General features: G+C 60.6%; 27 protein-coding genes. 11 read left to right on the top strand and 16 right to left on the bottom strand.

The window, feature by feature from the left end:
* Positions 1 to 6: 6 nt before the first annotated feature.
* From mlaD to C6Y56_RS04395, 3 genes are read right to left on the bottom strand one after another with little or no spacing between them, the layout of a single operon-like run.
* On the bottom strand, positions 7 to 474 hold the full coding sequence (gene mlaD, locus C6Y56_RS04405) for an outer membrane lipid asymmetry maintenance protein MlaD (protein ID WP_169428876.1): 468 nt from the start codon (positions 472 to 474) through the stop codon (positions 7 to 9).
* A complete protein-coding gene (gene mlaE, locus C6Y56_RS04400) occupies positions 474 to 1,271 on the bottom strand; it encodes a lipid asymmetry maintenance ABC transporter permease subunit MlaE (RefSeq protein ID WP_169428875.1) in 798 nt (265 codons plus the stop codon). The genes mlaD and mlaE overlap by 1 nt, the downstream gene beginning before the upstream one ends.
* The gene (locus C6Y56_RS04395; RefSeq protein WP_169428874.1) at positions 1,271 to 2,083 is read right to left on the bottom strand and encodes an ATP-binding cassette domain-containing protein; all 813 of its coding nucleotides are present in this window, start codon (positions 2,081 to 2,083) and stop codon (positions 1,271 to 1,273) included. The genes mlaE and C6Y56_RS04395 overlap by 1 nt, the downstream gene beginning before the upstream one ends.
* 276 nt (positions 2,084 to 2,359) lie before the next feature.
* Here C6Y56_RS04395 and C6Y56_RS04390 point away from each other — a divergent pair, with 276 nt between their 5' ends.
* The 10 genes from C6Y56_RS04390 to C6Y56_RS04345 all read left to right on the top strand — a co-directional run bounded on the left by C6Y56_RS04390 (position 2,360) and on the right by C6Y56_RS04345 (position 9,386).
* Positions 2,360 to 3,334 carry a KpsF/GutQ family sugar-phosphate isomerase gene (locus C6Y56_RS04390; protein WP_169428873.1) on the top strand — a complete coding sequence of 325 codons (975 nt, stop codon included), beginning with the start codon at positions 2,360 to 2,362 and terminating at the stop codon, positions 3,332 to 3,334.
* A complete protein-coding gene (locus tag C6Y56_RS04385) occupies positions 3,335 to 3,859 on the top strand; it encodes a KdsC family phosphatase (protein ID WP_007953567.1) in 525 nt (174 codons plus the stop codon).
* An 8-nt stretch (positions 3,860 to 3,867) separates the two neighbouring features.
* Positions 3,868 to 4,440, top strand: a complete 573-nt coding sequence (gene lptC / locus C6Y56_RS04380) for an LPS export ABC transporter periplasmic protein LptC (RefSeq protein WP_169428872.1) — start codon at positions 3,868 to 3,870, stop codon at positions 4,438 to 4,440.
* Complete coding sequence (gene lptA / locus C6Y56_RS04375) at positions 4,427 to 4,972, top strand: lipopolysaccharide transport periplasmic protein LptA (protein WP_169428871.1); 546 nt, start codon at positions 4,427 to 4,429, stop codon at positions 4,970 to 4,972. Before lptC ends, lptA begins: the two co-directional genes overlap by 14 nt.
* Positions 4,972 to 5,697 (top strand): LPS export ABC transporter ATP-binding protein, encoded by a 726-nt coding sequence (lptB, locus tag C6Y56_RS04370; protein WP_007953572.1) that lies wholly within the window; start codon positions 4,972 to 4,974, stop codon positions 5,695 to 5,697. Before lptA ends, lptB begins: the two co-directional genes overlap by 1 nt.
* A gap of 186 nt (positions 5,698 to 5,883) precedes the next feature.
* Positions 5,884 to 7,377, top strand: coding sequence for an RNA polymerase factor sigma-54 (locus C6Y56_RS04365; RefSeq protein WP_169428870.1), 1,494 nt, complete (start codon positions 5,884 to 5,886; stop codon positions 7,375 to 7,377).
* A gap of 73 nt (positions 7,378 to 7,450) precedes the next feature.
* Positions 7,451 to 7,759: a ribosome hibernation-promoting factor, HPF/YfiA family gene (gene hpf / locus C6Y56_RS04360; RefSeq protein ID WP_007953578.1), complete on the top strand. Its 309-nt coding sequence runs from the start codon at positions 7,451 to 7,453 to the stop codon at positions 7,757 to 7,759.
* 11 nt (positions 7,760 to 7,770) lie between these two features.
* Positions 7,771 to 8,235, top strand: coding sequence for a PTS IIA-like nitrogen regulatory protein PtsN (gene ptsN, locus C6Y56_RS04355; RefSeq protein WP_169428869.1), 465 nt, complete (start codon positions 7,771 to 7,773; stop codon positions 8,233 to 8,235).
* A 2-nt stretch (positions 8,236 to 8,237) separates the two neighbouring features.
* Positions 8,238 to 9,095, top strand: coding sequence for an RNase adapter RapZ (rapZ, locus tag C6Y56_RS04350; RefSeq protein ID WP_169428868.1), 858 nt, complete (start codon positions 8,238 to 8,240; stop codon positions 9,093 to 9,095).
* Positions 9,096 to 9,110: 15 nt separating this feature from the next.
* On the top strand, positions 9,111 to 9,386 hold the full coding sequence (locus tag C6Y56_RS04345) for an HPr family phosphocarrier protein (RefSeq protein ID WP_169428867.1): 276 nt from the start codon (positions 9,111 to 9,113) through the stop codon (positions 9,384 to 9,386).
* A gap of 37 nt (positions 9,387 to 9,423) precedes the next feature.
* Here the strand turns inward: C6Y56_RS04345 and C6Y56_RS04340 are convergent, their stop codons facing one another.
* The 6 genes from C6Y56_RS04340 to pmbA form a co-directional block, all read right to left on the bottom strand.
* Entirely contained in the window at positions 9,424 to 10,317 is an 894-nt protein-coding gene (locus tag C6Y56_RS04340) for a ZIP family metal transporter (RefSeq protein ID WP_169428866.1), read from the bottom strand.
* Between the two features lie 29 nt (positions 10,318 to 10,346).
* Positions 10,347 to 10,958 carry a superoxide dismutase gene (locus C6Y56_RS04335; protein ID WP_169432594.1) on the bottom strand — a complete coding sequence of 204 codons (612 nt, stop codon included), beginning with the start codon at positions 10,956 to 10,958 and terminating at the stop codon, positions 10,347 to 10,349.
* A gap of 1 nt (position 10,959) precedes the next feature.
* Entirely contained in the window at positions 10,960 to 11,400 is a 441-nt protein-coding gene (locus tag C6Y56_RS04330; protein ID WP_169428865.1) for a hypothetical protein, read from the bottom strand.
* A 27-nt stretch (positions 11,401 to 11,427) separates the two neighbouring features.
* Positions 11,428 to 12,804, bottom strand: a complete 1,377-nt coding sequence (locus tag C6Y56_RS04325; protein ID WP_169428864.1) for a class II fumarate hydratase — start codon at positions 12,802 to 12,804, stop codon at positions 11,428 to 11,430.
* On the bottom strand, positions 12,785 to 13,192 hold the full coding sequence (locus C6Y56_RS04320; protein WP_169428863.1) for a FagA protein: 408 nt from the start codon (positions 13,190 to 13,192) through the stop codon (positions 12,785 to 12,787). Before C6Y56_RS04320 ends, C6Y56_RS04325 begins: the two co-directional genes overlap by 20 nt.
* Positions 13,193 to 13,353: 161 nt before the next feature.
* A complete protein-coding gene (pmbA, locus tag C6Y56_RS04315) occupies positions 13,354 to 14,700 on the bottom strand; it encodes a metalloprotease PmbA (RefSeq protein WP_432760319.1) in 1,347 nt (448 codons plus the stop codon).
* Between the two features lie 108 nt (positions 14,701 to 14,808).
* Between pmbA and yjgA the strand changes: the two genes are divergently transcribed.
* Positions 14,809 to 15,333, top strand: coding sequence for a ribosome biogenesis factor YjgA (gene yjgA, locus C6Y56_RS04310; protein WP_007953598.1), 525 nt, complete (start codon positions 14,809 to 14,811; stop codon positions 15,331 to 15,333).
* Between the two features lie 51 nt (positions 15,334 to 15,384).
* Here yjgA and tldD read toward each other — a convergent pair whose 3' ends face one another.
* The 7 genes from tldD to mreC all read right to left on the bottom strand — a co-directional run bounded on the left by tldD (position 15,385) and on the right by mreC (position 25,398).
* Positions 15,385 to 16,827 carry a metalloprotease TldD gene (gene tldD / locus C6Y56_RS04305; RefSeq protein ID WP_085711794.1) on the bottom strand — a complete coding sequence of 481 codons (1,443 nt, stop codon included), beginning with the start codon at positions 16,825 to 16,827 and terminating at the stop codon, positions 15,385 to 15,387.
* A 5-nt stretch (positions 16,828 to 16,832) separates the two neighbouring features.
* Positions 16,833 to 17,693: a carbon-nitrogen hydrolase family protein gene (locus C6Y56_RS04300; protein ID WP_169428861.1), complete on the bottom strand. Its 861-nt coding sequence runs from the start codon at positions 17,691 to 17,693 to the stop codon at positions 16,833 to 16,835.
* Between the two features lie 58 nt (positions 17,694 to 17,751).
* Entirely contained in the window at positions 17,752 to 21,555 is a 3,804-nt protein-coding gene (locus C6Y56_RS04295; RefSeq protein ID WP_169428860.1) for a YhdP family protein, read from the bottom strand.
* 75 nt (positions 21,556 to 21,630) lie between these two features.
* Positions 21,631 to 23,088: a ribonuclease G gene (rng, locus tag C6Y56_RS04290; RefSeq protein ID WP_169428859.1), complete on the bottom strand. Its 1,458-nt coding sequence runs from the start codon at positions 23,086 to 23,088 to the stop codon at positions 21,631 to 21,633.
* Between the two features lie 58 nt (positions 23,089 to 23,146).
* A complete protein-coding gene (locus C6Y56_RS04285) occupies positions 23,147 to 23,743 on the bottom strand; it encodes a Maf family protein (RefSeq protein ID WP_169428858.1) in 597 nt (198 codons plus the stop codon).
* A 63-nt stretch (positions 23,744 to 23,806) separates the two neighbouring features.
* Complete coding sequence (mreD, locus tag C6Y56_RS04280; protein ID WP_065260837.1) at positions 23,807 to 24,298, bottom strand: rod shape-determining protein MreD; 492 nt, start codon at positions 24,296 to 24,298, stop codon at positions 23,807 to 23,809.
* Complete coding sequence (mreC, locus tag C6Y56_RS04275) at positions 24,298 to 25,398, bottom strand: rod shape-determining protein MreC (RefSeq protein ID WP_249314374.1); 1,101 nt, start codon at positions 25,396 to 25,398, stop codon at positions 24,298 to 24,300. The genes mreD and mreC overlap by 1 nt, the downstream gene beginning before the upstream one ends.
* Positions 25,399 to 25,435 lie beyond the last annotated feature (37 nt).

Genomic DNA, 25,435 nt, shown 5'->3' with positions numbered 1-25,435 from the left:
AGCTCCTCATTTGGCGTCTTTGCTAACGGTATTGAGCAGGAATTTACCGATCAGGTCTTCCAGTACCAGTGACGACTGGGTGTCGTGAATGGTTCCACCATCCTTGAGCCGGGTGTCTTCCCCGCCCACGCTGATACCGATGTACTTCTCGCCCAACAGGCCAGCGGTCAGGATAGACGCTGTGGAGTCGGTCGGCAGGTTGTCGACCTTCTTGTCCACCAACAGGGTAACGCGGCCGGTGAAGCTGTCGCGGTCCAGATCGATCGCCGTGACCTTGCCGATGGTCACACCGGCCATGGTCACTTTGGCTCTGACCGTCAAACCGGCGATATTGTCGAAGTAGGCATATAGCTTGTAGGTATCGGTGGTCGAAGTCGGAGACAGGCCACTGACCCGCAGGGCAAGCAGCAACAAGGCCAGGATCCCTGCCAGCAGGAACAGGCCGACACCGATTTCCAGGGTGCGGTTTTGCATCAGAAATCTCCAAACATCAAAGCGGTCAGAATAAAGTCCAGGCCCAGCACTGCCAGCGAGGCAAACACTACGGTCTTGGTGGTGGCACGACTGATTCCCTCGGAAGTGGGTTCACAGTCGTAGCCTTGGAATACGGCGATCCAGGTCACGACAAAGGCGAATACGATACTTTTGATCACGCCATTGAGCACATCGCTGGAGAAGTTCACGCTGTTCTGCATGTTCGCCCAGTAGGAGCCTTCATAGACGCCCAGCCAGTCGACCGCGACCCAGGAACCGCCCCAGATGCCGACCACGCTGAAGATCATCGCCAGCACCGGCAGGGAAATGAAACCGGCCCACAGGCGCGGAGCAATGATGTACTTGAGTGGATCGACACCGATCATTTCCAGGCTGGACAACTGCTCGGTGGACTTCATGTTGCCGATTTCCGCCGTCAGTGCCGAACCGGCACGACCGGCGAACAGCAGCGCCGTCACCACCGGTCCCAGCTCACGCAGCAGGGTCAAGGCAACCATCTGCCCCACCGCCTGCTCCGAGCCATAGCTCGACAGGATGTTGAACCCCTGCAGCGCCAGCACCATGCCGATAAAAATCCCGGAGACCACAATGATCACCAGCGACATCACACCGACCGAATGCAGTTGCTTGACCAGCAGGCCAAAGCTGCCACCGATGCTGCCTCGACCGAGCAAGGCATGAAACAGGAACAGGGTCGAACGCCCGAATACCGCGACGGTGTCGATCCCCGCCTGGCCAAACCGACGCACACGCTCCATTAATGTAATTCTGCGCATCAGCGGCGCTTCCCCAGAAGATCTGCGCGGTAATCCGTCGCTGGAAAATGATATGGCACCGGCCCGTCGGGATCACCGGTCATGAATTGACGGATTCGCGGCTCGTCCGAGTTCATCAGCTCATCCGGCGTGCCCTGCCCCAGCACCTGACCATCGCCCACGACATAAATGTAATCGGCAATGCTCGCGGTTTCGGCGAGATCGTGGGAAACCACGATACTGGTGATCCCCAATGCATCGTTGAGCAGGCGAATCAGGCGCACCAGAACGCCCATGGCGATCGGGTCCTGGCCGACGAACGGTTCGTCGTACATGAGAATCTGCGGATCAAGTGCAATCGCCCGGGCCAGAGCCACGCGACGCTTCATGCCGCCGGACAGCTCATCGGGCATCAGCTCGATGGCCCCCCGCAGACCCACGGCCTGCAATTTCAGCAGGACGATGTCGCGGATCATTTCTTCCGGCAACTCGGTATGAACGCGCAGGGGAAAGGCGACGTTCTCGAACACGTCGAGATCAGTGAACAGGGCGCCGCTCTGAAACAGCACGCCCATGTGCTTGCGCGCGTCGAACAGATCGCTGCGCGACAGCGCAGGCAGGTTCTGGCCATTGACCCAGACCTCGCCCTTCGATGGACGCAACTGGGCCCCCATCAGGCGCAGCAGCGTAGTCTTGCCACACCCGGAAGGCCCCATGATTCCGGTGACCTTGCCGCGCGGGATGCGGATATCGACGTTATTGAAAATGCTCCGCGCACCGCGCTTGAAGGAGACTCCCTTCAGCTCGACCGCGTAGGCGTTATCGGCACTCATCTAAACTCCTTGCGATGCAGCCTCTCACTCGGACGCCTGGCTTTCTGGAGAAAGCCCTTACATCCCGGGCAGGCCGAACTGGCGGCGAACTATATCACTGCAAAGGGCAAGCGCCCAAGGCCTCTCCCCGGCCACGTTCAGCGATATGACAGGCCGCAAGCGTTTAACTGAAGGCTTTTGTTAACAAGGAATGACAAAGCACGACGAACTTGCGTGAGGCTTTTCAACATAACCGCTATAATCGCCGCCTTTTCATCGGGCTATACGATTTCTGACATGAGCCAAACCAGCGACCTGATTCAATCGGCACAACGCACCATCCGCCTCGAAGTGGAAGCCGTACAAGGCTTGTTGCCCCATATCGACGCCGATTTCGTACGCGCTTGCGAGATGATTCTGGCCAGCAAGGGCCGTGTAGTCGTGGTCGGCATGGGCAAATCCGGGCACATCGGCAACAAGATTGCCGCGACCCTGGCCAGCACCGGCACCCCGGCATTTTTCGTGCACCCGGCCGAAGCCAGTCACGGCGACATGGGCATGATCACCCGTGATGACGTGATCCTGGCCCTGTCGAACTCCGGCTCCACCAACGAGATTGTTACCCTGCTGCCGCTGATCAAGCGCCTGGGCATCCAGCTGATCAGCGTGACCGGCAACCCGCAATCGCCACTGGCCAAAGCCGCAGAGGTCAATCTCAACGTTCACGTCGAGCACGAAGCCTGCCCGCTGAACCTGGCGCCGACCTCCTCGACCACTGCCGCCCTGGTCATGGGCGATGCCCTGGCCGTCGCGTTGCTGGAAGCCCGCGGCTTCACCGCCGAAGATTTCGCCTTTTCCCACCCGGGTGGCGCACTCGGCCGTCGCCTGCTGCTGAAAGTGGAAAACGTCATGCACGCAGGTCAAGAGCTGCCGCAGGTACAGCGCGGCACCCTGCTCAAGGACGCCCTGATGGAAATGACCCGCAAGGGTCTGGGCATGACCGTCATTCTCGAAGCCGACGGCAGGCTTGCCGGGATCTTCACCGACGGCGACCTGCGCCGCACGCTGGATCGCAGCATTGATGTACACAGCGCGACCATCGACCAGGTGATGACCGTACATGGCAAGACCGCCCGCGCCGAAATGCTCGCTGCCGAAGCCCTTAAAATCATGGAAGACCATCGAATCAACGCACTTGTCGTCGTGGACGAGGACGATCGCCCGATCGGCGCCTTCAACCTCTCCGACCTGCTGCGCGCAGGAGTGATGTAAATGAGCAACGATCTGCTGCAACGCGGCAAAGCCATCAAACTGGCGGTTTTCGACGTCGACGGTGTTCTCACCGACGGGCGCCTGTACTTCCTTGAAGACGGTAGCGAATTCAAGACGTTCAATACCCTCGATGGCCAGGGCATCAAGATGTTGATGAACGCCGGCGTACAGACCGCCATTATCAGCGGTCGCAAGACTCCGGTGGTCGAGCGTCGGGCAAAGAACCTGGGTATCCCGCACTTGTTTCAGGGTCGTGAAGACAAACTGGTGGTTCTCGACGGTCTTCTGGAGCAACTGGGCCTAAGCTATGAACAAGTGGCTTACCTCGGCGACGACTTGCCCGACCTGCCGGTGATCCGTCGAGTGGGACTCGGCATGGCTGTAGCCAACGCCGCGGCCTTTGTGCGCGAGCACGCTCACGGCGTCACTCAGGCCCGCGGTGGCGAAGGTGCCGCCCGCGAATTCTGCGAACTGATCCTGCGCGCCCAGGGCAGCCTCGATGCCGCCAACAACGCGTACCTGTGAGTCAAACCATGTTTAGCAAAAAAATTCGCAACATACTGCTGTTCGGTTGCATCGCTGCGATTTTCGGCGCAGTCGGCTACTGGAACATCAGCCCGGAACGCTTCCTCGACAAGCCTCCTGTCTCCGCAGCAGAAAGCCCGATCGACTGGTACGCGACCAACACCCACACCTTGCAGTATCTGGAAGATGGCAAGGTGCAGTACGAAATGACGTCCGAGAAGGCCGAGCACGTCAAGGCGACCGACATTACACTGGTCACCCGGCCCGACCTGAACATGTACCGCGGCACCGACTTCCCGTGGCACGTGACCAGCGAGCGCGGCGAAGTGAACTCCGGAGGCACCGAAGTCGAACTGATCGACTCGGTCCGGATCAAGCGTACCGACGAAAAGAACCGCGACACCCTGATCACCAGCACCCGAATGACGGTGTTCCCTCAGCAGCAATATGCGCAGACCCAGCAACCCGTTAGAATCGACGGCGCTGGCGGTGTATCGACCGGCGTGGGAATGAAAGCGTATTTGAAGGAAAGCAGGATACACCTGCTATCGAACGTAAGAGGACAGTATGAGGCTCGTTAAAACCCTCCCTATTTTGCTCAGTCTGGGCGCAGCACTGGGAAGCGTGAGCGCCTGGGCTCTGCCGAACGATAGTCAGCAACCGATCCGCATCCAGGCTGACGACGCTCAGCTCGATGACAAGAATGGCATCGCGACCTATAAGGGCGATGTGATCATCACCCAGGGTTCGATGATCGTCAAAGGCAACACCGTGACCATGACCCGCGCGCCTAACGGTGACATCGACGTCGTGACTTCGGTGGGCAACCTCGCCTACTTCGAGCAGCTGCAGACTGCCGGTGATGCCAAACCCGTCCAGGGCTGGGGCGTGACGATTCAGTACCACGCTGCGCAGAACCGCGTCGTGCTGATCGACAAGGCAAAAGTCGTCGACAAGGACAACAACACCACTCAGGGCGAGAAAATCGTCTATGACACGGTGAAAAAACTGGCCAGCGCCGGTCGAGCCACTGGCAGCAAGGTCACCGAAGCGCGTCCGCGCATCGACATGGTGATCCAGCCGAAGAAGAAAACCGACGAGAAAACCCAGTAATGGCAACTCTGAAAGCTCAGCACCTGGCCAAGGCCTATAAAAGCCGCCAGGTCGTGCGCGACGTCAGCCTGTCGATTGACAGCGGTCAGATCGTCGGTCTGCTCGGCCCGAACGGCGCCGGCAAGACCACGTGCTTCTACATGATCGTCGGCCTGGTTCAGGCCGATCAGGGTCGCGTACTGATCGACGACCTGGACGTCAGTCACCAGCCCATGCACGGTCGCGCGAAAGCCGGTATCGGTTATCTGCCGCAGGAAGCGTCGATCTTTCGCAAACTGTCGGTCGCCGACAACATCATGGCCATCCTCGAAACCCGTCAGGAGCTCGACAAGGCCGGTCGTCGCAAGGAGCTGGAAAGCCTGCTGCAGGAATTCCACATCAGCCACATTCGCGACAACCTCGGCATGAGCCTGTCCGGTGGTGAGCGCCGCCGCGTGGAGATCGCTCGCGCACTGGCTACGGCGCCGAAGTTCATTCTGCTCGACGAACCATTCGCCGGTGTCGACCCGATCTCCGTGGGCGACATCAAGCAGATCATCCACCACCTCAAGGCCAAGGGCATCGGTGTGCTGATCACCGACCACAACGTCCGCGAGACGCTGGATATTTGCGAAACAGCCTACATCGTCAACGACGGCCAACTGATTGCCGAAGGCGACTCCGCGACCATCCTCGCCAACGATCTGGTGAAGGAAGTGTACCTGGGTCACGAGTTCCGCCTGTAAGCGCGACGGTATTCGAGCGGCCGTCCGGGTGCTGTAACGTTGAAGCGCATTTTTATAGGCTTTTATTGTTACAGCGCTCTAGGCAAACACGACAGTTTCAGGCATATAATTTGCTTAAGTTTGGCGCTCCGGCGCCCTGTAGTGGATGGCGCATAGCGCCGGCGAATAAGGTGTTAAGCCCCTGCCATGAAACCATCGCTAGTCTTGAGAATGGGCCAGCAGCTGACGATGACACCGCAGCTGCAACAGGCCATCCGCCTGCTCCAATTGTCGACCCTGGATCTGCAACAGGAAATCCAGGAGGCGCTGGAATCCAACCCGATGCTCGAACGCCAGGAAGACGGCGACGACTTCGACAATTCCGACCCGCTGGCCGACAACGCCGAACAGAAACCCAACACCGAGATCCAGGAACCTTCCTATCAGGAAACCGCGCCGACGGTCGACAATCTCGAGGACGGCGAATGGAACGAGCGCATCCCCAACGAACTCCCTGTGGACACCGCCTGGGAAGATGTCTACCAGACCAGCGCCAGCAGCCTGCCCAGCAGCGATGACGACGAGTGGGATTTCACCACCCGCACCTCTGCCGGTGAAAGCCTGCAAAGCCACTTGCTGTGGCAACTGAACCTGGCGCCGATGTCCGACACCGACCGCCTGATCGCTGTCACCCTGATCGACTGCATCAACAATCAGGGCTACCTCGATGAAACCCTCGAAGAAATTCTCGACGCATTCGATCCGGAACTCGACATCGAGCTGGACGAGATCGAAGCCGTCCTGCACCGCATCCAGCAGTTTGAACCCGCCGGCATCGGCGCCCGCAACCTGAGTGAATGCCTGCTGCTGCAATTGCGCCAGCTATCGACCAAGACCCCCTGGCTGGCGGAAGCCAAGCGTCTGGTCACCGATTACATCGACCTGCTCGGCAGCCGCGACTACAGCCAGTTGATGCGGCGCATGAAGCTCAAGGAAGATGAACTGCGCCAGGTCATCGAACTGGTCCAGAGCCTCAACCCGCGCCCCGGCTCGCAAATCGAGTCCACCGAAGCCGAATACGTGGTACCCGACGTGATCGTGCGCAAGGACAACGAGCGCTGGCTCGTCGAGCTGAACCAGGAATCCGTGCCACGCCTGCGGGTCAACGCCCAATACGCCGGTTTCGTGCGCCGCGCCGACACCAGCGCCGACAATACCTTCATGCGCAATCAGTTGCAGGAAGCCCGCTGGTTCATCAAGAGTCTGCAGAGTCGCAACGAAACCCTGATGAAGGTAGCCACTCAGATCGTCGAACATCAGCGCGGATTCCTGGAGTACGGCGACGAAGCCATGAAGCCACTGGTGCTGCACGACATCGCTGAAGCGGTGGGTATGCACGAGTCGACGATTTCCCGGGTGACCACGCAAAAATTCATGCATACCCCGCGGGGCATATATGAACTGAAATACTTTTTCTCCAGCCATGTCAGCACCTCCGAAGGCGGCGAATGCTCGTCCACGGCGATCCGCGCGATCATCAAGAAACTGGTCGCCGCGGAAAATCAGAAAAAGCCGTTGAGTGACAGCAAGATCGCTGGTTTACTGGAGGCACAAGGCATTCAGGTGGCTCGCCGCACCGTCGCCAAGTACCGCGAATCCCTGGGAATCGCGCCTTCGAGCGAACGCAAGCGGTTGATGTAAGCCACGTTACAGCGTTCCAGTGGCAGGCTCTTCGGCCTGCCGCTTTATGCACTGGCAACGAAGGAGAAGCTGTATGCAAGTCAACATCAGTGGACACCAACTGGAAGTTACCCAACCTCTCCGTGAGTACGTTGAGCAAAAGCTCAAGAGGCTTGAGGGACATTTCGACAAGATCACCAACGTGCAAGTCACGATGTGCGTCGAAAAGCTGAAGCAGAAAATCGAAGCCACGCTGCATATTCCCGGCAACGAGGTCGTCGCAAACGCGGAACATACCGATATGTACGCAGCGATCGACGCGCTGACCGACAAGCTTGATAAACAACTCAAAAAGCATAAGGAAAAGACCCAGAGCCTGCTCCAGGGCGCTACCGGTCGATAACCCCCACCCCCATGATCCGACTTGAAAGCATCCTGACCCCCGGCCGTTCCCTGGTGAACGTGCCGGGCGGCAGTAAAAAGAAAGCCCTCGAACAAATTGCCAACCTGATCGCCCGGGAAGTCCCGGATCTGGAGATGCAAGATGTCTTCGAGGCGCTGATTGCCCGTGAAAAACTCGGCTCGACGGGTTTTGGCAACGGCATCGCCATTCCCCACTGTCGCCTCAAGGGCTGTGAATCGCCCATCAGTGCCCTGATGCACCTGGAAGCCCCAATAGATTTCGATGCCATCGATGGCGCACCGGTCGACCTGCTGTTCGTGTTGCTGGTCCCGGAAGCTGCCACCGATGCGCACCTGGAGCTGCTGCGCCAGATAGCCAGCATGCTCGACCGCAAGGAAGTGCGCGAGAAACTGCGTCGCGCCACGACTAACGAAGCCTTGTATCAGGTTGTCCTGGACGAGCAAAACGGGCACTAAACATGCGCTTGATCATCGTCAGTGGCCGTTCCGGCTCGGGCAAAAGCACCGCACTGGATGTCCTTGAGGACAACGGTTACTACTGCATCGACAATCTGCCGGCCGGCCTGTTGCCGGAGCTGGCGGAGCGCGCGCTGATTCATACTGAACTGTCTCAACCACTGGTCGCGGTGTCGATCGATGCACGCAACCTGCCAAGCCACCTCTCGCGCTTCCCGGAATTGCTTGAAGAAGTTCGCAGTCGACACATCCAGTGCGACGTTCTGTACCTGGACGCCGACGAAGAAACCCTGCTCAAGCGTTTCTCGGAAACCCGTCGCCGTCACCCGCTGAGCAGCGCCAACCGTTCGCTGGCCGAGGCAATCGACGATGAAACCGCCCTGCTGGGCCCCATCGCCGATCTGGCCGACCTGAAGGTCAATACCACCAATCTGAACCTGTATCAGTTGCGCGACACCATCAAGCTGCGGCTGCTGAACCAGCCTGAGCCGGGCACGGCATTTCTGGTGGAGTCGTTCGGTTTCAAACGCGGCATGCCGGTGGATGCGGATCTGGTGTTCGATGTACGCTGCCTGCCCAACCCGTACTGGAAACCGGAGCTGCGCGCACAGTCCGGGCTCGATGAGCCGGTGGCCGAGTATCTGGCGGCGCAGCCGGAAGTCGAAGAGATGTTTCAGGACATCTACGCCTATCTGTTCAAATGGCTGCCGCGCTTCGCTGCGAGCAATCGTGCCTACGTGACCATTGCCATTGGCTGCACCGGCGGGCATCACCGCTCCGTCTACCTGACCGAACGTCTGGGTCAGGCCCTGCAGAAAACCCTGAAAAACGTCCAGGTCCGCCACCGCGACCTCAGCTAAAGGATTCACACCGCGATGCCTGCTCTGGAAATCGAAATCATCAACAAACTGGGACTGCATGCCCGGGCGTCGGCAAAGTTCGTGGGCGTGGCGGGTCAGTATCCCGACTGCACGATCAGAGTAGGTCGCACCCCCGAAACCACGGTTGATGGCAAAAGCATCATGGCGATGATGATGCTCGCGGCCGGCAAGGGCACCAAAATCTACCTGAGTACCGAGGGTCATCAGGAACAGGAAGCCATGGATGCACTCGTCGCCCTGATCAACAACTACTTCGACGAAGGCGGCTGAAAGTCCATTGTGGCGAGAGCGGTCTCTCTCGCCATACTTATCCCAACGCCGTATCCATCACCATCATCAGACAGAAACCCATCAGCAATCCCAGACTCGCCAGCTTGTCGTGACCATTGCGTCGCGACTCCGGGATCACTTCGTGGGTCACCACCAGCAACATTGCCCCGGCCGCCAGCGCCAATCCCAGGGGCAACAACAATTCCGCCAGGCTGACCAGCCACGCACACAGCAGGGCGAACACCGGTTCGACCAGACCTGAGGCCGCCCCGATCAGAAACGCATTGACCCGCGACATCCCTGCCCCGGCCAGCACCAGCGCAATCACCAGCCCTTCCGGCACGTCCTGCAAGGCGATACCCATCGCCAGGCTGTCAGCGTCCTGCATGCCGCCGCCAGCGCTGACGCCGACGGCCATGCCTTCCGGAATGTTATGGGCAATGATGGCAAACACGAACAGCCAGATCCGCGGGGGAATCACCGGATGCTCGACACTGCCGATCAGCATCTCCGGTGACGCGCCGGACAACTTGCGGTCCACCAGATACAGGCCGAAAGCACCGAGCATGATGCCGAAACAGATCAGACCACTGGCGCCCCAAGGGCTCAGCCCCAGGCCTTCTGCGGCGGCAATCCCCGGCACGATCAGCGAAAACGCGGTCGCCGCCAGCATCACGCCAGCGCCAAACCCCAACAGCGTATCGCCTAACACCTGAGGCATGTTGCGGATCACCAGCACCGGAACCGCCCCGAGTGCCGTACCAAGAGCGCAGATCGCACCGCCCTGCAATGCCCGGGACAGTTTCGGCTCCAGGTTCAGCCATTCGAGTCCGTGAGCCACCAGCAAGGTCATGCCCGCCAACAGCAGCAGCGACCCGAATGCGTAACGGAACATACGCCCACTTCCGATCGCCAGTGTTTCAGTGCCCATAGTCAGCCCTGGAGTGTTTTATAGACGACCTAAACCAGCGCAGCCTGATAACGCGCAGCGACTTCAGGCCAATTGATCACGTTGTAGAACGCGCTGATGTATTCCGGGCGGCGATTCTGATAACGCAGGTAGTAGGCGTGTTCCCACACGTCGAGTCCGAGAATCGGCGTGTGGCCGCTCATCAGCGGGCTGTCCTGGTTACCGCTGCTTTCCACCACCAGCTTCTTGTCCGCAGTGACACTGAGCCACGCCCAGCCGCTGCCGAAGCGGGTCAGCGCAGCTTTGGTGAAGGCTTCCTTGAAGCTGTCGAGACCACCCAGTTGCTCATCGATCGCCCTGGCCAGCGCTCCGTTCGGCTTGCCCCCACCGTTGGGCACCATCACTTCCCAGAACAGCGAATGGTTGGCATGCCCCCCGCCCTGGTTGATGACCGCCGCACGCAACGTTTCCGGCAGTTGCTGAACGCTGGCCACCAGCTTTTCCACCGGCCACTCGGCGTATTCAGTGCCCTCGACTGCGGCGTTCAGGTTGTTGATGTAGGTCTGGTGATGCTTGGTGTAATGAATCTCCATGGTCTGCGCATCGATGTGCGGTTCCAGTGCGTCGTAGGCATAAGGCAGTGCTGGCAGGGTAAAGGCCATATCAGTGGACTCCATGGTGATATTGAGCAGGCACGCGGCGTGCATTGCCGGTATCCGGGTGCAGCAGACGCTGGGTGCGCGGGTATTCGCCGTGCTCGCTGATGAAGTTGAGCAGCTCGACATAGGTCTTGCTGCTCTGGCGCAGCGCCGCTTCACGCAGCGCCGGGCGCAGACGCTCATCCTGCATGGTCTGCAACAGGCGCTGGTGGATCGCGCACAGGTATTCGGCGCTCTCCTCCGGCTGGTTCAGGCGCAGATGCAGGTCGGCCAGGTTGTGATGGGAAATAACGCAGGCCGCTACCGCTTCGTCGGCATCGCCCCAGCGCTCGAACAGCACCTGGGCCAGGGCCAGCGCTTGCAGATAGGCCTCGCGGGCGTCGATCAGTTCGCCCAGCATGAAGCAGCGATTGGCCCGTTCGATCGTGCGTTTCCAGTGCTCCATGGTGAACCTCCAAAGCGATTGCGGTGCTTACACGCCGCCGGCGGTGAGTTTCTCGGGATTGAGCAACTCTTCCAGCTGGCTGCGCGACAGGTCGGTGTGTTCCAGCGCAACGTCAATCACCGGACGGCCCTGTTTGTAGGCCTGCTTCGCGATTTCCGCGGCTTTCTGGTAACCGATGATCGGGTTGAGCGCTGTGACCAGAATCGGGTTGCGCGACAGCGCTTCCTTGAGGCGCGACTCGTTGACCTTGAAACTGGCGATGGCCTTGTCGGCCAACAGACGGCTGGCGTTGGCCAGCAATTCGATGCTGCTCAACAGGTTCTGAGCGATGATCGGCAGCATCACGTTCAGTTCAAAGTTGCCTGACTGACCGGCGATGGTGATCACCGAATCGTTGCCGATGACTTGCGCCGCCACCATCGCAGTGGCTTCCGGAATCACCGGATTGACCTTGCCCGGCATGATCGACGAGCCCGGCTGCAAGCCTTCCAGTTCGATTTCGCCAAGGCCGGCGAGCGGGCCGGAGTTCATCCAGCGCAGGTCGTTGGCGATTTTCATCAGCGAGACGGCGGTGGCCTTGAGCTGACCCGACACGGCCACGGCTGTGTCCTGCGAGCCGATCAGCGCGAACAGGTCCTTGCCCGGGGTGAATTGCACGTTGGTCAGTTGGCTCAATTGGCGGCTGAAACGCGCAGCGAATTCCGGATGCGCGTTGATTCCGGTGCCGACCGCCGTGCCGCCCTGAGCCAGGGATTGCAGGCTTGGCAGCAAATCCTGCAGGTGACTGATATTGGCCTTGAGCTGCTGCGCCCAACCGTTGAGTACCTGGCTCATGCGCACCGGCATGGCGTCCATCAAGTGAGTACGGCCGGTCTTGACGTGGTGATGCACCTGTTCGGCCTTGCGCTCGATGACTTGTACCAGATGCAGCAGGGCCGGCAGCAACTGCTCGTGCAGCGCCAGTGCGGCGCTGACGTGGATGGTGGTCGGGATGATGTCGTTGCTGCTCTGCCCGCAGTTGACGTGATCGTTAGGATTGATTGGCTCGTCGAGCAGGCGACTGGACAGGGTGGCGATCACTTCGTTGGCGTTCATGTTGGAGCTGGTGCCGGAACCGGTCTGGAAGATATCCACCGGGAAATGCTGCATGAAGTCGCCTTCGAGCAGACCCTGGGCGGCATCGCTGATGGCTTTGCCTTGAGCGGCGCTGAGCTGGCTGAGTTCGACGTTGGCCCGTGCGGCAGCGGCTTTTGCCAGAATCAGCGCACGGATGAACGAGGTCGGCATCGGTTTGCCGCTGATCGGGAAGTTATCCACTGCACGCTGGGTCTGCGCGCCGTAGAGAGCGTCCACCGGCACCTGCAGTTCGCCCATGCTGTCGCGCTCAATACGTGTCTTGGTCATCTGAAAATCCTTGCACCAGTTCAATAAGGGGAATCGAGGGTTGCAACTCGCAAGTGGCGAGTTGCCAGGCGTAGCTTTGCCAGCGTTTGAGCCGGCATTTGCACAGCGTCAGGCGCTCCATTTCACGCAATGGGCGCCAGGCCTGATCGAGACAGAGACTGCGCCAGTGCCACGGCAGAGCGATGTCGGTGGCCGTGTCGAGCAGCAGGCGGAAAGAGGTTTCAGCGACAGTCCAGGGCGAGGTCGCCGTGCAGCAGGCCAGATACCGGCCTTCGGCCAGGTAGTGCTCGATCAGGCGCGGTTCGTCCGGGTCCATCGCGCAACGGATCTGGCGACTCATCCAGCGCCAGCTTTCGAGGTACGGCTGCTCGTGCAAGGCAGAACTCATGATCCTGGGCTCATCCGATAATGAGATTTATTATTAGATGATAATGAGAACCAAAACAAGCGTAGCTTTTCAGCGGCCTTGTCCATCCGAAAAAATTTGCAGACACAAAAAAGGCGCGCCACCGGATTGGGTGGCGCGCCTTTTGTTTGCCTGTCGGAAACTTAGCTGCCCGCGACAGTCATCTTCTCGATCAACACCGAACCGGTGCGAATGTTGCTGCGCAGCTCCAGATCATTACCGACTGCGACGATCTGCTTGAACATGTCGCGCATGTTGCCGGCGATGGTCACTTCCTGCACCGCGAACTGGATCTCACCGTTCTCGACCCAGAAACCCGCCGCACCGCGCGAGTAATCACCGGTCACCATGTTCAAACCATGGCCCATCAACTCGGTGACCAGCAGTCCACGCCCCATACGCCGCAGCAAGGCAGCCTGGTCTTCATCACCATGAGTGACGAACAGGTTGTGTACGCCGCCCGCGTTGGCGGTGCTCGGCATACCGAGTTTACGACCGGAATAGGTGCCAAGGATGTACGACACCAGCTCGCCTTTCTCGACGAACGGTTTGGCATAGGTCGCCAGACCGTCACCATCGTAGGAAGCACTGCCCATGGCACGCATCAGGTGCGGGCGTTCGTCGATGGTCAGCCATTCCGGGAACAGCTTCTGGCCCAGGGTGCCTTCGAGGAACGACGATTTGCGGTACAGACTGCCGCCGGAAATGGCCGACAGGAAGCTGCCGAACAACCCACCCGCCAATTCCGCCGAAAACAGTACAGGCACTTCGCAGGTCGGTACCGGACGCGCGCCCAGACGGCTCGCCGCTCGCTGTGCCGCACGCTGACCAATGCTCACCGGATCCGCCAGCAAACTGCCCTGGCGGTTCACGTCATACCAATAATCGCGCTGCATCTGGCCATCGGCCTCGGCGATCATCACGCAGCTCAGGCTGTGTCGGGTCGAAGCATAACCGCCGATGAAACCGTGGCTGTTGCCATACACACGGCAGCCCTGATGAGTGCTCAACGTGGTGCCATCGGCATTCTTGATGCGGGCATCGGCGTCGAACGCCGCCGCTTCACAGAGCAACGCCTTTTCGATGGCCTGCTCCGGAGTGATGTCCCATTGGTGGAACAGGTCGAAATCCTGAATATCCCGGGCCATCAGGGCGGCATCCGCCAGCCCCGAGGCTTCATCTTCCGAGGTGTGCCTGGCAATCGCCAGCGCCGCGGCGACAGTCTCGCGAATCGCATCCGGCCCGGTGGCAGACGTGCTGGCAGACCCCTTGCGCTGGCCGACGTACAACGTGATGCCAAAGCCCTGATCGCGGTTGAACTCGACCGTTTCTACCTCACGTTGACGCACGGAGGTTGACAGCCCCTGCTCCAGCGACACCGCCACTTCGCAGGCACTGGCGCCCTGACGCCTGGCTTCGGCGATGATCTGCTCGACCTGTTCCTGCAGTGCCGGCAATGCCTGTGGGCCGACGCTTTCAACTGCACTCATGCTCATCTCCACTCAAATTCTGCTTTCGGCTGGGGCCTTCGAGCGACCGGGCCGGACAAGCGGCCCCCGACTGGTTATCATGGCGGCGTTTCTTTGCGGACTGCCACCATGGTTGATTCTTACGACGACTCCCTCGATACGGGAGAAAAAAGCAAATCCCAGGTCAAACGCGAGCTGCATGCTCTGGTTGACCTTGGCGAGCGCCTTACAACGCTCAAGCCCGACTTGCAGGCGAAACTGCCATTGACCGACGCTTTGCGCCGGGCCCTGGCCGATGCGCCCAAGCACACCGCGAACATCGCGCGTAAACGGCACTTGCAGTTCATCGGCAAACTGATGCGCGATCAGGACACTGACGCCATTCTCACCTTGCTCGATCAACTCGATGCCTCGACCCGTCAGTACAACGAGCGTTTCCACAACCTCGAACGCTGGCGTGACCGCCTGATCGCCGGTGACGATGCCGTGCTGGAGAAATTCGTCGTCGATTACCCGGACGCCGACCGCCAGCAACTGCGTTCCCTGATCCGTCAGGCCCAGCACGAGGTTGCGCAAAACAAACCTCCTGCCTCGAGCCGCAAGATCTTCAAGTACATCCGTGAGCTGGACGAGACTCAACGCGGTCTGCGCTGATATTCGCCACCGGGTGGCCGCACTGCGCGCCACCCGAAGCTCCATCCCTTCTTATGCGCCCGTGCCACCCACGGTGATCGCATCGATTTTCAGGGTCGGCTGACCGACACCCACCGGCACCGACTGCCCGTCCTTGCCGCATGTGCCCACACCGCTGTCCAGCGCCAGATCGTTACCGACCATCGACACCCGGCTCATCGCTTCCGGACCATTGCCGATCAACGTCGCGCCTTTGACCGGCGCGGTGATCTTGCCGTCCTCGATCAGGTAAGCCTCGCTGGTGGAAAACACGAACTTGCCGCTGGTGATGTCGACCTGACCGCCACCGAGGTTGGCGCAGTAGATGCCTTTCTTCACCGACGCGATGATTTCCGCCGGATCGCTCTGGCCGCCGAGCATGTAGGTATTGGTCATCCGCGGCATCGGCAGGTGCGCGTAGGATTCGCGGCGACCGTTGCCCGTGCGGGCTACGCCCATCAGGCGCGCATTGAGCTTGTCCTGCATGTAGCCCTTGAGCACGCCGTTTTCGATCAGCGTAGTGCACTCGGTCGGGGTACCTTCGTCGTCGACGCTCAGGGAACCACGACGACCGGCCAACGTGCCGTCATCGACGATGGTGCAAAGTTTGGATGCAACCATTTCGCCCATGCGACCGCTGTAGGCCGAACTGCCCTTGCGATTGAAATCGCCTTCCAGACCATGGCCGACCGCTTCGTGCAGCAGCACACCGGACCAGCCCGACCCCAGAACCACCGGCAAGGTGCCGGCCGGTGCCGGAATCGCTTCCAGATTCACCAGCGCCTGGCGCAACGCTTCACGGGCATAGCCCATGGCGCGGTCTTCGGCGAGGAAATAACGGTAGTCGGTACGCCCGCCACCGCCGTGTCCGCCGCGCTCGCGACGGCCATTCTGCTCGACGATCACACTGACGTTGAAACGCACCAGCGGCCGCACGTCGGCAGCCAGACCGCCATCGGTTGAAGCCACCAGAATCCGCTCCCAGACCCCGGCCATGCTCACGCTGACCTGTTGGATACGCGGGTCGAGGGCGCGAGTCGCCACGTCGATGCGCTTGAGCAGTTCAACTTTTTCAGCGCGGCTCAGCACTTCCAACGGGTTGTCCGGCGCATACAACTGGGCGACGTCCTGGGTGCTGAACGCCTGCACCGTTCCGTTCTGCCCGGCGCGAGAAATCGAACGAGCCGCACGGGCCGCCGCGCCGAGCGCTTCGAGGGTGATCGCGTTGCTGTAGGCAAAACCGGTTTTCTCCCCGGACTGGGCCCGCACGCCGACACCCTGGTCGAGGTTGAAACTGCCTTCCTTGACGATGCCGTCTTCCAGCGACCAGGACTCGGAAATCTGCCCCTGGAAATACAGGTCGGCCGCATCGATGCCTGGACCCGCCAGATCACCGAGCACGCCTTGCAGGCTCTCGATCGTCACGCCGCCGGGCGCCAACAGGTGATCACTGACTGAGGACAACAACTCGCTCATAGGTTTTACGCCTTAAATTCGTGTTCTGAAGCAGGTCGCTGGGCGCCCTGCGAAAAAAACCGCCGATGATTCGTCACCGGCATGCGCGCCCGGATGGACGCCTGTTCGTCACTGTCACGCTCGGCCAGCAACACGGCTTCGCCTTGTTCCTGCTGCGCCAGCACGCGCCCCCACGGATCGACAATCGCCCCGTGGCCAAAGGTTTCCCGCGGCCCTGGATGTGTCCCGCCTTGAGCGGCCGCCAGCACATAGCACTGGGTTTCAATAGCCCGTGCGCGAATCAACACATCCCAGTGCGCCGCCCCTGTCACAGCGGTGAAAGCCGACGGCGCGGTAATCAGCTCAGCCCCGGCAGCCCGCAGCTCACTGTACAACTCCGGGAAACGCAGGTCGTAACACACCGTCAGGCCGAGCCGGCCGACCGGGGTATCCGCCAAGACCACACCACTGCCGTAAGCATAGTCATCGGATTCGCGGTAACGGCCGCGATTGTCCGCCACGTCCACATCGAACAGGTGCAACTTGTCATAGCGGGCAACAAATTCGCCCTGATCGTCTACCAACAACGAGCAGGCATGAGACTTGGCTTCGGGCTGCCCCACGGGCGGCAACGGCAAGGTGCCGGCCACTATCCATAACTTGAGGTCGCGGGCGGTCTGTTTCAACCACGGCAGGATCGGGCCTTCACCGAGGGCTTCGGCGCGGCCGATATCGGCGATGTCGCGACGGCCCATGGCGGCGAAGTTTTCCGGCAGTACCGCCAGCTTCGCGCCAGCGTTGGCCGCTTGTTCGAGCAAACGTCGGGCATCGCGCAGATTGGCCAGCACATCGCTCTGGCTGACCATTTGAATCACCGCTAAAGACATGGCGCACTCCGCAAGAGGTATGCGGCCATGCTACTCCATCGGTTCAGGGGCTGGCTGTTCAAAAAGGCTTGTCGAAGGTGATTTTCGGCTCTTTCCACGGGCCTTTGACGGTGTATTTGACGCTGGCGAACCGCGCCACGCGGTCACCGATCAGCTTGTCGATCAGGAACAGCGCCCCACCGACCGCCGGAGCACCGACGATCAGCGCGGCGATCGGCAGGTTGTTGGTCACCGGCAAGGTCACCAACAATTTGGCGTCGACCTGATCGCCGACCAGATCCAGCGTGCCATTGAGTTCCAGATTGCTCGACGGCCCGGTGAGCTTGATCGGCTCCTGCGTCACGTAAACGCCATTGTTCGCTACCAGCAATCCCTTGACCCGGTCATAGCTCAAGCCTTTGCCGAACAGGTCGGAAAAGTCCAGACGCAACCGGCGACCGATGGAGTTGAAATTGAGCAGACCGAACACTCGCAACGCCTGGGCACCGCCCTCGACTTCGACGAACTGGCCCTTGTTCAGCGACGCATCGAGCGAGCCGGAGAAACGCTTGGTGGCCAGCCATGCCGGCGAACCCGGCCAACGTCCGTCGACGTCCATGTGGAATTCTTCGCTGGTCACGCTTGGCGCAAAGCCCCAGCCCTTGAGCACATCGGCGAGGTTCTTGCCGCCGATCCGGCCCTTGTACCAACTGGTCGTGGCACCGGGCGTCCCTTCCCAGCCGCCGTTGCCCTGCAACAGGATGCCTTTGAGGCCCAGATCGAGATTGTTCAAGGCAATGCCTTTGGCGGTCGGTCGCACTTTCAGTGACCAGCCACCGACCAGATCCGGCCCCAGAAACAGCTGATTGACGGTGATGTCCAGCGCCGGGATTTTGGTTGGATCGACCGAGACTAACGGGTCCGGTGAATTTTCGTCGGCCTGGACCGATGGATCCGGCGCCGGCAGTCGCACGTATTGCAGATTGACGGCAATCGGCGCGCCCTTGGCATCGGGCAAGCTCGCCGTGCCTTTGGCTTGCTGACTGTCGAGCGCCAGGGCCCAGGCATCGGGCTTGCGGTTCAATTGCACCGCCGCCTGATCCAGTGTTGTGCCGAACGCCGTGAGCTTGCCGACCTTGAAGTCCGCACTGCTGAGCAATTGCTTGGCACTGCCGCCGGGATCCTGTCCGGCGTATTTTTCCACCAGATCCTGCCAGGGTTTGACGTCCAGCTCGGATAACACGCCGCGCACCCGCAAGCCTTTGTTGCCAGGCAGTACCGCCTCGCCGACACCGAGAAACAACTCGCCTCGACCATCGGCGAAACTGTTCGGTGGCGCCGCAAAGGTGAAGTTGGCCAATTGATCGTAGTTGACCCAGTAGCGCCGCTCCTGCCCTTGCAGCGTCATGCGGAACACCGTGTCACGCCCGGTGCTGGCGTTCAGGCCGAACGGAGCGGGCAGGTCCACCGCCACCCCTTTCAGATTGGAACTGACCATCAATTGACTGTCGGCACCGTCAAGATTCACTTGCAGCTGATAAGGAATCGTCCCGGATACCGGCAACGGCTGAGTCACACTCAGCCAGTCCGTGAGTTTCTTGACCTCGACCTGCCCTGACGCCGCCACGCGAGTCTTGAGCTTGCCGGGGCCGCCATCGGCGAAAATCTGTGCGGTGACCGGTTTGTCGAAGGCCCGGGCACTGATGTTCTGGCCGCTCAGGCCCTTGGTGCTGTCAAAACGGAAATCGCCCTTGAGCTGGCTAAGCTCCAGCTTCGGCTCGGCCAGTTTCAATCGCGCATTGGCCGTTTTGAAGTCCACAAGAATTTTCGGCTGATCGCCCTTGGCCAACGGTACATCCAGTTTGAGCTTGCCTTGCAGATCGCCATCGCCTTCCCAGCCAGCGAAAGTGTCGGCAGTGCCGATCGGCGCTTCCTGAAGAATCTTCAGGCCGTCGCCCAGGCCTCCGGCGAACCCGCCATCGAGGAACAGGTGGCTGTGCTCGCCGCTCGGCACATGGGGGATGTTGACGAAGACATCGTTGACCCGGGTGTCGAGCAACTGGCCTTCGCTGGCGACGATCCGTACCCCGCTGTCTTCGATGAACACGTCGCCGCTGACCTTGCTCACGTGCGGCCAGCCTGGCTGGAACGCCAGCTCGGCGTCGTGCACCTTGAAAAACAGGCTGATGCTGCGGTCCGCGTCTCCGGCCCCCTTGTTCAGTGAGCCCTGGTACTGGAAGAACCCCTGTTCCACCGAGCCTTTGAGAATCGCCGAGCGCAGCCACTCGTCGAGGGCCGGGCTCAAGACTTCGGGCAGGTACTTGGCGGTGTAACGACCATCACCGTCCACCAGACCGACCCGCAGGTCCATGTAGTCTTCCTGGGTATGATCGAAATGCAGACGGATCAGGAAATCGCCGGCAATCTTGCCCTCTTCGCCGAGCACCTTCAGGTACGGCGCGATCAGGGTGAAACCTTCTTTGTCGAGCTTCCAGGTCAACCGGGCGTTGGCCTGAATGTATTGCCACGGCTTGGCGAAAATCGGATCGAGGTGCAGGACGAAATCCTTGCTGTCCATGCGCAGCTCGCCGCCGCCGAGATTGCCGGTAAGGCTGCCGCTGACATTCCGTGCCGCCGGCGCGCCGTGGTAGGCGTCGAAGCCGACTTGATCGAGGTTGGCGGCGAAGCTGAATTTGCTGTCGTCGGTGGCATTCGGACGGAAATCCAGCAGCACGTTACGCAGACCGCCGGTCACTTTCAGGCGCTCGACCACGGTGGCGAAGCCTTGGGGCAAAGGTCCGAGGGCATTGAGCAAAGGTGTGATCGGGGTCAGGTCGAGGCGGTCAGCCTGCAGATGCCAGAGTTCTTCGGTTTTGTCGGTGGCGGCGGTCTGTTTGATCTGGACATGGGATTCCCAGCGGGTTTCACCGACATTCATCGCCAGCGAATCAAGCGTGACAGTGGCCCCCTCGGGACCGCGCTGGAAGTAGCCGTTGAGCGCCAGATTGTGGATCTGGATCGGCTTGCGCTCAGCGTAGGCACCGGTCAATTGCGGCGCATTGAGACGGATCGCAGCGCTCTGCAACGCCCCCTCGCGCCAGTCGACCCACAGCTCGCCACCGGCCTTGATCTCGGAGAAATTCCATTGCTGGGTTATGCGCTCGGGCAGCCATTTCGACCAGTCGCTCTGCGGCAGGCTGACATAACCTTCCACTTCGCTGTTCTGCCACTGACTCGGACGAATCCGCGTGCGCAGGCTCAGCGCCACGGGGTGTCCGTCGGGCAATGTCAGCCGAGCGTCGAGGCGTTGCCGATTGGCACCTGTCTTGAGATTGAGTCCGACATAAGTGAGCGTCAGCGGCGCCTGGTCCAGCGGCAGCAAGGTCACCTGACTGTCGAGCACCGACAGTTGCTGGACCATTTGCATGCGATTGAACAGTTGCTCGGGATCCATCGGCTGATCCTGCTGCACCGGCAGGCCTTCCAGCGCCCAATGACCATCCTCGCCTTCCTTGAGGCTGATCTTCAGGCCGTTGAGTTCAAGATGAGCGATGCGCACTTCACGGGCCAGCAGACTGGCCCACAGATCCGGCACCGCGCGCACCCGGTCCAGGCGCAAGGCATTGGCGCCGTCGCCGACCATGACATCGTGAGCCAACAGGATCGGTGCAAATCCGCTCCAGTTGCCTTCAAGCTCTCCGATCTGCAACGGCATACCCAGAGCGGCGCTGGCCTTGTCTTCGATGTCGGCGCGATATTCGGCCACGAGCGGTGCGAGTTCCCGGCCGAGGCTGACGTACAACGCCATCAACACCAGAATCAACGCGCACAGGCCCAGACCCCAGCGGGTCAGTGCGGCCAGAATGCGTGTCAGACGTTCCATGTCAGTTGGCTCCCATGGCAAAAATGCTGCAAAAAGCTGAGGCCAGCCGTTTCAGGAAAAAGGTGACGCAGGGGATCAGAGCAGCACCACGTCATATTGTTCCTGGGAATACATGGTTTCCACCTGGAAGCGTATGGTGCGGCCAATAAACCCTTCAAGCTCGGCAACGTTGCCGGATTCTTCATCGAGCAAACGGTCGACGACTTTCTGGTTCGCCAGCACGCGGTAACCCTCGGCCTGATAGGCCCGGGCTTCGCGCAGGATCTCGCGGAAGATCTCGTAACAGATGGTTTCCGGGGTTTTCAGCTTGCCCCGGCCCTGGCAACTGCTGCAAGGCTCACACAGTACCTGTTCGAGGCTTTCACGGGTGCGCTTGCGGGTCATCTGCACCAGACCGAGCTCGGTGATGCCGATGATGTTGGTCTTGGCGTGATCGCGCTCCAGCTGTTTTTCCAGGGTTCGCAGAACCTGACGCTGGTGTTCTTCATCTTCCATGTCGATGAAGTCGATGATGATGATCCCGCCCAGATTGCGCAGGCGCATCTGCCGGGCAATCGCGGTGGCGGCTTCGAGGTTGGTCTTGAAGATTGTTTCTTCGAGGTTGCGATGTCCGACGAACGCCCCGGTGTTCACGTCGATGGTGGTCATGGCTTCTGCCGGATCCACCACCAGATAACCGCCGGACTTCAGCGGCACCTTGCGCTCAAGGGCCTTCTGGATTTCGTCTTCGACGCCATACAGGTCGAAGATCGGCCGCTCGCCCGGGTAGTGTTCCAGACGATCGGCGATTTCCGGCATCAGTTCGGCGACGAACTGCGTGGTTTTCTGAAAGGTTTCCCGGGAGTCGATGCGGATCTTCTCGATCTTGGGGCTGACCAGATCCCGCAGGGTGCGCAGGGCCAGGCCGAGGTCTTCGTAGATCACACTCGGTGCGCCGACGGTCTTGATCTGCTCGTTGATCTGATCCCACAGGCGTCGCAGGTAGCGGATGTCCATCAGGATCTCATCGGCCCCGGCACCTTCGGCGGCGGTACGCAGGATGAAGCCGCCCGCCTCCTTGATCCCTTCCTTGGCCACACAATCGCTGACCACCTGCTTCAAGCGCTCTCGTTCGGCTTCGTCTTCGATCTTCAGGGAAATGCCAACGTGGGCCGTGCGCGGCATGTAGACCAGATAGCGCGAAGGAATCGACAGCTGAGTGGTCAGACGCGCCCCTTTGGAGCCGATCGGGTCCTTGGTCACCTGCACCACCAGGCTTTGGCCCTCATGCACCAGCGCGCTGATGCTTTCCACTGCCGGGCCTTCACGCAGGGAGATTTCCGAGGCGTGAATGAATGCCGCACGATCCAGGCCGATGTCGACAAATGCCGCCTGCATGCCCGGCAGTACCCGCACGACCTTGCCTTTATAGATGTTGCCGACGATCCCGCGTTTTTGCGTGCGCTCGACATGCACTTCTTGCAGCACACCGTTTTCGACCACCGCCACGCGCGATTCCATCGGCGTGATGTTGATCAGAATCTCTTCACTCATGGCAGGGTCTCGTTCAGGCATGTTCACAATGATGGCCGCATCTTGATCTGTTCGACGGTTACTGCGCACTCGGTTTTTGCCAACAGGGTATGCCGAAATGACCGAGCAGTTCTGCGCTTTCGCACACCGGCAAACCGACCACGGCCGAATAACTGCCGTTGAGACCGGCAACGAACACCGCGCCGAGCCCCTGAATGCCGTAACCGCCGGCCTTGTCCCGAGGTTCGCCACTGGCCCAGTAGGCCGCGGCTTCTTCACGGCTGATCGCCCGGAACCGTACCAGGCTGCGCACCACTTGAGACTCGCAACGGTCCCCGTCGAGCACGGAGATGGCGGTGAGCACTTCGTGTTCCTTGCCGGACAACATCATCAGCATGGCGCATGCGTCGGCTTCGTCCACCGGTTTGCCAAGAATTTTGCCGTCCAGCACCACTGCAGTGTCGGCGCCCAACACACAAAATGGCGTGTCGCAGACGACAGAGCGCCGCCCGGCCTCGGCCTTGCCACGCGCGAGGCGCTCGACATAGGCCGACGGGGATTCATTGGCAAGAGGAGTCTCATCGATATCCGCGCTGATGGCGGTAAACGGGACGCCGATCTGCGTGAGCAACTCACGCCGACGCGGCGATCCTGAGGCGAGATAAAGCGGCTTCATCCAAACATCTCCCTGTTGAGTGCCCTGCCTCATGGCACCGGTACGGGCCCATGCCTGACCGAATCAGTTGATTTTGTAGCGTCGGCGCAATCCGCGCAAAGCGAAGCTGACCCAGGGCCAGAGCAAGGCACTGACCAGCGCCGGCAGGACCAGCGCCAGGGTCGGCTGACGATTGCCAGTCAAGGCGCTGAGCCAGAGCTGTACAAGTTGAGCGAGGCCGAAGATCACCAGGATCACCAGGCTCTGCTGCCACATCGGGAACATCCGCAGGCGCTGTTGCAACGAGAGCACCAGGAATGTGATCAAGGTCAGGATCAAGGCGTTCTGCCCCAGCAACGTGCCATAAAGCACGTCCTCGGCCAGCCCCAGGCAGAAAGCCGTCACCATGCCGATCATCTGCGGCATGTACAGCGCCCAGAATGCGAGGAGCAACGCCAGCCACAGCGGGCGGAGGATTTCCATGAACTGCGGCAACGGCGACACACTGAGCAGCATGCCGATCAGAAAGGTCAGCCAGACGATCCAGCCGTTTCGGGAGGCTTTGACACCGACCATTATTCTCGTCCCCCGGTGGTGGCCGGTGCAGTGACCGGCGGTTTGGCGGCCGGCCGAGCGCTGGCAGGCTGAGCGGCCGGTGGCTTGCTGGCCGCTGCGGGCGGTTTGGCCGGCGTCGCTGGCGGCTTGCCTGCAGCAGGTTTGGCTGGCGTGGCGCTGGCGGGTGCTGCGGCAGGTGTGGCCGTCGTTGCTGCAGGCGTCGCAGTCTGGGTATTCACCGTTTTCGGCACGGTCGCCGGAACAACCGGCCCACCACCAAATGCATCAAGATTTTCCTGAGCCTGCGCCGCATCGTTGGCACGCTCTTCAGCCGTACGGTTGTCACTGAACACCAGCAGCAAGTAGCGGCTGCGGTTCAAGGCGGCAGTCGGTACGGCGCGGACAATGGCAAATGGCTGGCCGGAATCGTGGATCACTTCCTTGACCGTCGCCACCGGGTAGCCGGCCGGGAAGCGCTGACCCAGGCCGGAGCTGACCAGCAGATCGCCTTCCTTGACATCGGCGGTATCGGCCACATGGCGCAGTTCCAGACGTTCAGGGTTACCGGTGCCGCTGGCAATCGCCCGCAGACCGTTACGGTTCACCTGCACAGGAATACTGTGGGTCGAGTCGGTCAGCAGCAATACACGGGAGGTGTACGGCATCAGTTCGACCACCTGCCCCATCAGGCCACGTGCATCGAGCACCGGCTGACCGAGCACCACGCCGTCGCGCTCACCTTTATTGATGATGATGCGATGGGTGAAGGGGTTCGGGTCCATGCCGATCAGCTCGGCCACTTCGACCTTCTCGTTGACCAGCGCGGAGGAATTGAGCAACTCGCGCAGACGAACGTTCTGCTCGGTGAGGGCGGCAAGCTTTTGCATGCGCCCCTGCAACAGCAGGTTCTCGGTCTTGAGTTTTTCGTTTTCGGCGACAAGCTCGGTGCGGCTGCCGAACTGACTGGCGACACCTTCCCACAGCCTGCCGGGCAGATCTGTGATCCAGTAAGCGTCCATCAGCACCAGCGACATCTGGCTGCGGGCAGGCTTGAGCAGGCTGAAACGGGCATCGACCACCATCAGTGCGACCGACAGCACGGCCAGCACCAACAGGCGCACGCCCAGTGAGGGGCCCTTGGCGAAAAGCGGTTTAATA

The organism is Pseudomonas fluorescens (genome assembly GCF_012974785.1).
Lineage (GTDB): Bacteria > Pseudomonadota > Gammaproteobacteria > Pseudomonadales > Pseudomonadaceae > Aquipseudomonas > Aquipseudomonas fluorescens_BT.
The sequence above is the reverse complement of the archived record's forward strand: the minus strand, read 5'-3'. Positions and strand labels throughout refer to the sequence as shown.

Bases quoted from the DNA above. Each gene is read 5' to 3' on its own strand.
- mlaD (WP_169428876.1), bottom strand. From the start codon at position 474: ATGCAAAACCGCACCCTGGAAATCGGTGTCGGCCTGTTCCTGCTGGCA.
- mlaE (WP_169428875.1), bottom strand. From the start codon at position 1,271: ATGCGCAGAATTACATTAATGGAGCGTGTGCGTCGGTTTGGCCAGGCG.
- C6Y56_RS04395 (WP_169428874.1), bottom strand. From the start codon at position 2,083: ATGAGTGCCGATAACGCCTACGCGGTCGAGCTGAAGGGAGTCTCCTTC.
- C6Y56_RS04390 (WP_169428873.1), top strand. From the start codon at position 2,360: ATGAGCCAAACCAGCGACCTGATTCAATCGGCACAACGCACCATCCGC.
- C6Y56_RS04385 (WP_007953567.1), top strand. From the start codon at position 3,335: ATGAGCAACGATCTGCTGCAACGCGGCAAAGCCATCAAACTGGCGGTT.
- lptC (WP_169428872.1), top strand. From the start codon at position 3,868: ATGTTTAGCAAAAAAATTCGCAACATACTGCTGTTCGGTTGCATCGCT.
- lptA (WP_169428871.1), top strand. From the start codon at position 4,427: ATGAGGCTCGTTAAAACCCTCCCTATTTTGCTCAGTCTGGGCGCAGCA.
- lptB (WP_007953572.1), top strand. From the start codon at position 4,972: ATGGCAACTCTGAAAGCTCAGCACCTGGCCAAGGCCTATAAAAGCCGC.
- C6Y56_RS04365 (WP_169428870.1), top strand. From the start codon at position 5,884: ATGAAACCATCGCTAGTCTTGAGAATGGGCCAGCAGCTGACGATGACA.
- hpf (WP_007953578.1), top strand. From the start codon at position 7,451: ATGCAAGTCAACATCAGTGGACACCAACTGGAAGTTACCCAACCTCTC.
- ptsN (WP_169428869.1), top strand. From the start codon at position 7,771: ATGATCCGACTTGAAAGCATCCTGACCCCCGGCCGTTCCCTGGTGAAC.
- rapZ (WP_169428868.1), top strand. From the start codon at position 8,238: ATGCGCTTGATCATCGTCAGTGGCCGTTCCGGCTCGGGCAAAAGCACC.
- C6Y56_RS04345 (WP_169428867.1), top strand. From the start codon at position 9,111: ATGCCTGCTCTGGAAATCGAAATCATCAACAAACTGGGACTGCATGCC.
- C6Y56_RS04340 (WP_169428866.1), bottom strand. From the start codon at position 10,317: ATGGGCACTGAAACACTGGCGATCGGAAGTGGGCGTATGTTCCGTTAC.
- C6Y56_RS04335 (WP_169432594.1), bottom strand. From the start codon at position 10,958: ATGGCCTTTACCCTGCCAGCACTGCCTTATGCCTACGACGCACTGGAA.
- C6Y56_RS04330 (WP_169428865.1), bottom strand. From the start codon at position 11,400: ATGGAGCACTGGAAACGCACGATCGAACGGGCCAATCGCTGCTTCATG.
- C6Y56_RS04325 (WP_169428864.1), bottom strand. From the start codon at position 12,804: ATGACCAAGACACGTATTGAGCGCGACAGCATGGGCGAACTGCAGGTG.
- C6Y56_RS04320 (WP_169428863.1), bottom strand. From the start codon at position 13,192: ATGAGTTCTGCCTTGCACGAGCAGCCGTACCTCGAAAGCTGGCGCTGG.
- pmbA (WP_432760319.1), bottom strand. From the start codon at position 14,700: ATGAGTGCAGTTGAAAGCGTCGGCCCACAGGCATTGCCGGCACTGCAG.
- yjgA (WP_007953598.1), top strand. From the start codon at position 14,809: ATGGTTGATTCTTACGACGACTCCCTCGATACGGGAGAAAAAAGCAAA.
- tldD (WP_085711794.1), bottom strand. From the start codon at position 16,827: ATGAGCGAGTTGTTGTCCTCAGTCAGTGATCACCTGTTGGCGCCCGGC.
- C6Y56_RS04300 (WP_169428861.1), bottom strand. From the start codon at position 17,693: ATGTCTTTAGCGGTGATTCAAATGGTCAGCCAGAGCGATGTGCTGGCC.
- C6Y56_RS04295 (WP_169428860.1), bottom strand. From the start codon at position 21,555: ATGGAACGTCTGACACGCATTCTGGCCGCACTGACCCGCTGGGGTCTG.
- rng (WP_169428859.1), bottom strand. From the start codon at position 23,088: ATGAGTGAAGAGATTCTGATCAACATCACGCCGATGGAATCGCGCGTG.
- C6Y56_RS04285 (WP_169428858.1), bottom strand. From the start codon at position 23,743: ATGAAGCCGCTTTATCTCGCCTCAGGATCGCCGCGTCGGCGTGAGTTG.
- mreD (WP_065260837.1), bottom strand. From the start codon at position 24,298: ATGGTCGGTGTCAAAGCCTCCCGAAACGGCTGGATCGTCTGGCTGACC.